The 5,815-nt window shown below is 37.0% G+C and carries 4 protein-coding genes; all 4 read right to left on the reverse strand.

Going from position 1 to position 5,815, the window contains the following annotated elements:
* A partial coding sequence (locus AC06OU_RS13435; protein WP_475856406.1) for a biotin/lipoyl-containing protein occupies positions 1-519 on the reverse strand: 519 nt, incomplete at its 3' end.
* A 26-nt stretch (positions 520-545) separates the two neighbouring features.
* Complete coding sequence (locus tag AC06OU_RS13440; RefSeq protein WP_475856407.1) at positions 546-3,347, reverse strand: 2-oxoglutarate dehydrogenase E1 component; 2,802 nt, start codon at positions 3,345-3,347, stop codon at positions 546-548.
* 276 nt (positions 3,348-3,623) lie between these two features.
* On the reverse strand, positions 3,624-4,994 hold the full coding sequence (locus AC06OU_RS13445) for a HAMP domain-containing sensor histidine kinase (protein WP_475856409.1): 1,371 nt from the start codon (positions 4,992-4,994) through the stop codon (positions 3,624-3,626).
* Entirely contained in the window at positions 4,991-5,668 is a 678-nt protein-coding gene (locus AC06OU_RS13450; RefSeq protein ID WP_475856411.1) for a response regulator transcription factor, read from the reverse strand. The genes AC06OU_RS13445 and AC06OU_RS13450 overlap by 4 nt, the downstream gene beginning before the upstream one ends.
* Positions 5,669-5,815: the final 147 nt, after the last annotated feature.

Here is a 5,815-nt window from a genome sequence, read left to right on the forward strand (position 1 = left end):
AGGTTTTGAAGCTTCAGCTTTAGGTGCAGCAGGTTTAGAACCGTGAGCAGATACATCTTGAACTCGAACGCGTCCCATTGGGTCTACTGGAGAAATCTCGCTCAAGTTAATACCTTTTTCACGAGCTAACTTACGAGCAGCTGGGCTAGCAATTGTGCGGTCTTGTTCTTTAGAAGCGTCTTCATTAGCTTTAGCTACCTCTTCAGCTTTATTGCCAGTTACTGCAGGTGCTTTTTCTTCTTTCGGTTCTTCCTTAGTTTCAGCTTTTGCTGCTGGTGCGCCTGAACCTGCACCTACGATAGCAATTACTTCGCCTACTTGTACAGTATCGCCTTCAGCAAATAGTAATTCGCTAACAACTCCAGCTTCTTCTGAAATTACCTCTACATTTACTTTATCTGTTTCTAACTCAACGATAAACTCGCCTTTTTCCACTGTATCACCTGGTTGTTTTAACCATTGTGCAATGGTACCTTCTGTAATTGATTCTGCTAATTCGGGAACTATAATTTCTGCCACTTGATTTTCCTCCTCTATTGCTTTTCTTACAAGCTTTTCAATGCTTCTTCAATAATTCTTGCTTGCTCCACTTTATAAGTGTCGATATCACCTTCAGCAGGACTTGAGCGATGTACTCGCCCTACGTACTTAATATCTTTTCCTTTTGCAATATCCAGTAAATATGGAAGTGCAAAATTCCATGAGCCCATATTTTCTGTTTCTTCTTGAGCCCAAACAATTTGTTTAAGGTTTGGATAACGATCTACAATCGTTTGAATTTTCTCTTCTGGGAATGGGTAAAGTTGCTCCACACGAACTATATGCATGAAGTCATATCCTTCTCCATCCTTCACTTTGTCTGCTAAGTCAATTGCTAGTTTACCACTTGCAAAGACTACTTTTTCAACCTTGTCAGTTTGTTGGCCTAAGCCAGGCTGTTCAATAATAGTCTCAAACTTACCTTCAGTCAAATCTGCTACCTCTGCACCAACTAAAGGATGTCGAAGTAATGATTTAGGAGAAACGATTATTAATGGTCGAATTGCGTCTTCTTTTAGCATTTTAGCTTGTCTTCTAAGGATATGGAAATAGTTTGCTGCACTTGAAAGATTAGCAACTGTCCAGTTGTTTTCTGCTGCATGCTGTAAATAACGCTCTAGTCGTGCACTTGAGTGCTCTGTGCCTTGACCTTCTGAACCATGCGGCAATAGCATAACAAGTCCAGATTTCAATCCCCATTTAGATCGAGCCGAACTGATAAAATTGTCAAACATAACTTGCGCCATATTTGCGAAGTCCCCGTATTGAGCTTCCCAAATAGTTAACGAGTTAGCATCTTCCAAGTTATAACCAAACTCATAGCCCAACACTGCTGTTTCTGTTAATGGACTATTGTGAACAGTAAAGGAAGCTTTTGCATCACTAATATAGTGAATTGGTGTAAGTTCTGCACCTGTATTTTCATCATGTAACACTAAGTGTCTATGTGAGAATGTACCACGTTGTGCATCTTGACCAGTTAAGCGAACAGAGTTCCCTTCCTGAATAATCGTTGCTAGGGCAAGTGTTTCTGCATGACCCCAGTCGATTTTACCTTTTCCTTTAAACGGCTCTTCTCTACGTTTTAAAATTTTCTCTAATTTTTTGAACGCTTTGAAATCAGATGGCCAGCTTAATAATTCTTCATTGATTTTCTTCAGTCTGCCTTCCTCAACTCCAGTAGGTAGCTCAGGCATTCCCTCTAATACAGCATCAGGAATAATTATCTCATGTGCAGTTGTCTGTGGAAACTCTTTCACGCGATCGTATGCTTCTTGCATTCCACTGAAGATAGTTTCATCCAGTTTTTTCACTTCGGCTTCTTGGATAACGTTTTCATTTACTAACTTTTGTCCGTAAATATTGCGTACAGTAGGGTGTTTATGAATAATATGATACATTTGTGGATTAGTCACAAGTGGCTCATCCATTTCATTGTGGCCATATCTACGATAACCAAGTAAGTCAATTACAATGTCCTTACCGAATTTGTTACGGTATTCGTGAGCAAGTTTTGCTACGCCGATAACAGCCTCTGGATCATCTGCATTAACATGAATAACAGGAACTTCGTATCCTTTAGCTGGGTCAGAAGAATAGAAAGTAGAACGTGAATCGTAATGCTCCGTTGTAAATCCGATCATATTATTTGCGATGATATGGATCGAACCTCCAGTTTGGAAGCCTCTTACTCTACTATAGTTTAACACTTCTGTGACGATACCTTGACCAGGGAAAGCCGCATCTCCATGAACTAAAATTGCATAAGCTGCATTTTTATCTTGAACTGGCAAACCTGCTTGATCAGTTGTTTCTTGAGCAGCACGAGTTTGCCCTGTTACTACAGGACTTACTACTTCTAAATGAGAAGGGTTATATGCTAATTTAATCGTTAAGCCAGATGGAGAATGGTAAGCAGCACCTTTATGGTATTTCACATCACCATACCATCCCTCAGAAAGCTCTAAAGAGCCATCTTTTGGTTGAAAAGCTTCAGAAGGAACGTGTGCAAATTCTGCGAACATCATCTCATAAGGCTTGTTTAAAACGTGTGTTAGTACATTTAAGCGTCCACGGTGGGCCATACCAATGTTTACTTGTTTTGTTTTAGTGATATTAGATTGTCTAACAAGCTCGTCTATCAAAACCACTAATGAATCTAAACCTTCAATAGAGAAGCGTTTTGCTCCAACAAACGTACGGTGAATAAATTTCTCAAAACCTTCAATTTGAGTTAAACGTTTCAATAATTCTTTTTTTGTATCAGCTGATAAGTTTTCTAATACAACACCTTTTTCAATCTTGCCCTGTAACCACTTGCGCTCTTCTACATTCACAATATGAGAAATCTCAAAAGCTATTTTATTCGTATAAACAGATTTTAAGTACTCAATTGCCTCTAAACCGTTGGTAACTGTGTTTGGTGCATCAGCTAATAAAAAAGCTACAGGAACTTCTTTTAAATCAGCAGGAGTTAGACCGTAAGTCTTAAAATTGATTCGAGAATCATTTTTCTCTCTGTCATTTAAAGGATAGATATCTGCAGATAAGTGCCCGTGAGCTCGTATAGCATCAGCCAACTCGATTGCACGAATCACTTTATCGAAGTTGTTGGATTCCACAGTTGGTAAAGCAGCTCCTGTACCATTTGTAGTTGTATCCAGAACTGGTGCCCCATACTCTTCAAATAAGCTAACTAGTTCTTGATCCACTTCTTCTGGTGATTGAAGGTATAAATCATACTGCTCCATCACATAACCAAGATTGGGTCCTGAGAAAATGGACCAAGGTGTTTGATTGTTCGACATTTAAAAAAACCTCCAACATATTGTGCCACAATAGGCATTAATGAATTTGCATAAAAATAAGTGCAAAAGCCTGAAAATGAAAGATGTACATTTTTATTCTTTAAATCTTCACATTAATAGTTTACCACTCTTTTCATGAGACTTAAAGAATTCAAGAATTCAAGTATAAGAACAATTTTTCCATATCCATCTTACTACTCTCACTAAAAAATACAATCCTTTTTGGTAAATTAAATTAATCTTTTCCAAATTTTTTTATACATTTGAAATGAATGATTATTCACTTGTAAATTTAGGGAAATATATGGAAAATTTTGTTCCGTTTTGGTTACTTTCTACGTTAATACTACCTTTATATGCAACAACTAGTCGTTGCACAATGCTAAGGCCCAAACCCGAGCCTCCTTTATTCTTCGAACGTGCCTCATCTGCTGTATAGAAACGATCGAAGATTTTAGAAAGGGATTCTTTTTTAATACCAACCCCATTATCTGAAACAGTAATTATTACTTTGGAAGTGTCTTCCCAAGCTTCTATAATTATTTTCGGATCGTTTTCATTATATTTTATTGCATTTTCCATAAGGTTTCTAAGAATTTGCTCCAAGGTCGTTGCTGGGATATTAATTGATATATTTTCATTTCCACGGTAAACAATTGATGATGTTGGAGATAGTACCTCCAGTTGTTGTTCTAATTCCTTGACTACAGTTAATAGACGGGTGTTTGTATTCTCAAAGGTTTGTTCATTTTTTGCAAGCTTTAACATTTCTTCTATTAATACTTTCATTTTTTGAACTTCTGCTAAGGAAATGTCCAGGGATTCGTCCAGAACATCTCGTTGTTCCTTGCCCCATCTATTCAGCAGAGCCAGATGTCCTTCCACAACTTGAATAGGCGTTCGAAGCTCATGGGATACATTATGAATGAACTCGTCCTGTCTGGTGATTGTTTCATTAACCTCATCCATTAATTCCTTATAGATTTTCATCAGCTCACCAATTTCATCTTTTGACAAACGTTCAAAAATAACCTCCTTAGAAAACCTTGTCCGTTTTGCCTCCTGCATTTCATCACGTAGCTCCTTAATTGGACGTAACATGAATGCAGATAACGAATACCCTATAAATGCAGATAGTAATAACGCTATGAGAGAAAATAACGTTATAGCCAACAATATATAGCGCATTAGTTCTTCAAATTTAGAAAGGCTGTGAGAAATCTCTATATACCCCTTAAATAATCCGAAGTCAATTTCAGCAGATTTATGAAAAATAGTCTGTCCTTCTACCTTGTCTTTTTCGAAATCTTTTATTGAAGTGGGTTCGAATGTTGAAAATGGGCTCGCATCATTAATGCGTAGAAGCTCGATTCCATCTGCATTTAAAACCCTTATAGACTGCTCTTGGTTAACAAGCTGGTTAATAAGTGTACGATTTCTTTGAATGTCTTGAACGCTAATCACAGGACCCTGTGATTCAAAGAAGCTTACAACTTCGTTTAATGTGTTATGGGCCACTCTCTTTTCAGACATAAGCATCCAGTTGTATAGCGAAAAATATAAAATGGCACTCATCATTAAAAAACTTAAAAAAATAGACAGAGCAGAAGCATATGTCCATTTTTTTTGTAAAGTCCAGTTCTTCATGAACGAATCACGTATCCCACTCCTCTAACTGTTTCTATTAAAGCTGCAATTTCCTTCGGCAATTTCTTTCTGAGATGCCTAATATAAACATCCACTACATTTGTCTCTACTTCTGATTCATATCCCCATACGATTTCTAAAATCTGATCCCGGGTTAATACGATGTTAAGGTTTTGCATAAAACATACAAGAAGGTCATACTCTGTTTTCGTTAAAATAATCTCCTGCCCAAAATAAGTAACCTTATATGCTTTTTGATCGACCTGTAAGCCACGTATCGATAAAACAGTTTCCTGATTTAATGTGGTATGCCCCACCCTTCTTAATACCGCACGAATTCTTGCCAAAAGCTCTTCTATAGCGAATGGCTTGACCACATAGTCATCTGCTCCAGCCTCTAACCCTGAAACACGATCAACAACTGCATCTCTTGCAGTAATTAAAATAATAGGAGTATCCTTAACTTTTCTAAACCTGCGACATATTTCTAAACCGTTTAAATTAGGTAGCATAACATCTACTAATAACAAATCGTAATGATTTTCTAGAGCTAATTCATACCCTTCTCTTCCATCAAATGATACGGTTACCTCAAAATTTTCATGCTTCAGCTCAAGTTCCACAAACTTCGCTATATTAATTTCATCTTCTATTAATAAAATATGATATTTCACTTTCCCACTTCCTTTAAAAATACCGTTCACTTTATATGAACGGCAGTAAAATTATATGAATTGTTTTTCCTCATAGACTTCAAATACTGAATAGGGAATTTAGGTAACAGTTATTATAATAAAAAGCTTTGTTAAAGTTATTGGTTG

The organism is Psychrobacillus sp. (assembly GCF_056205495.1).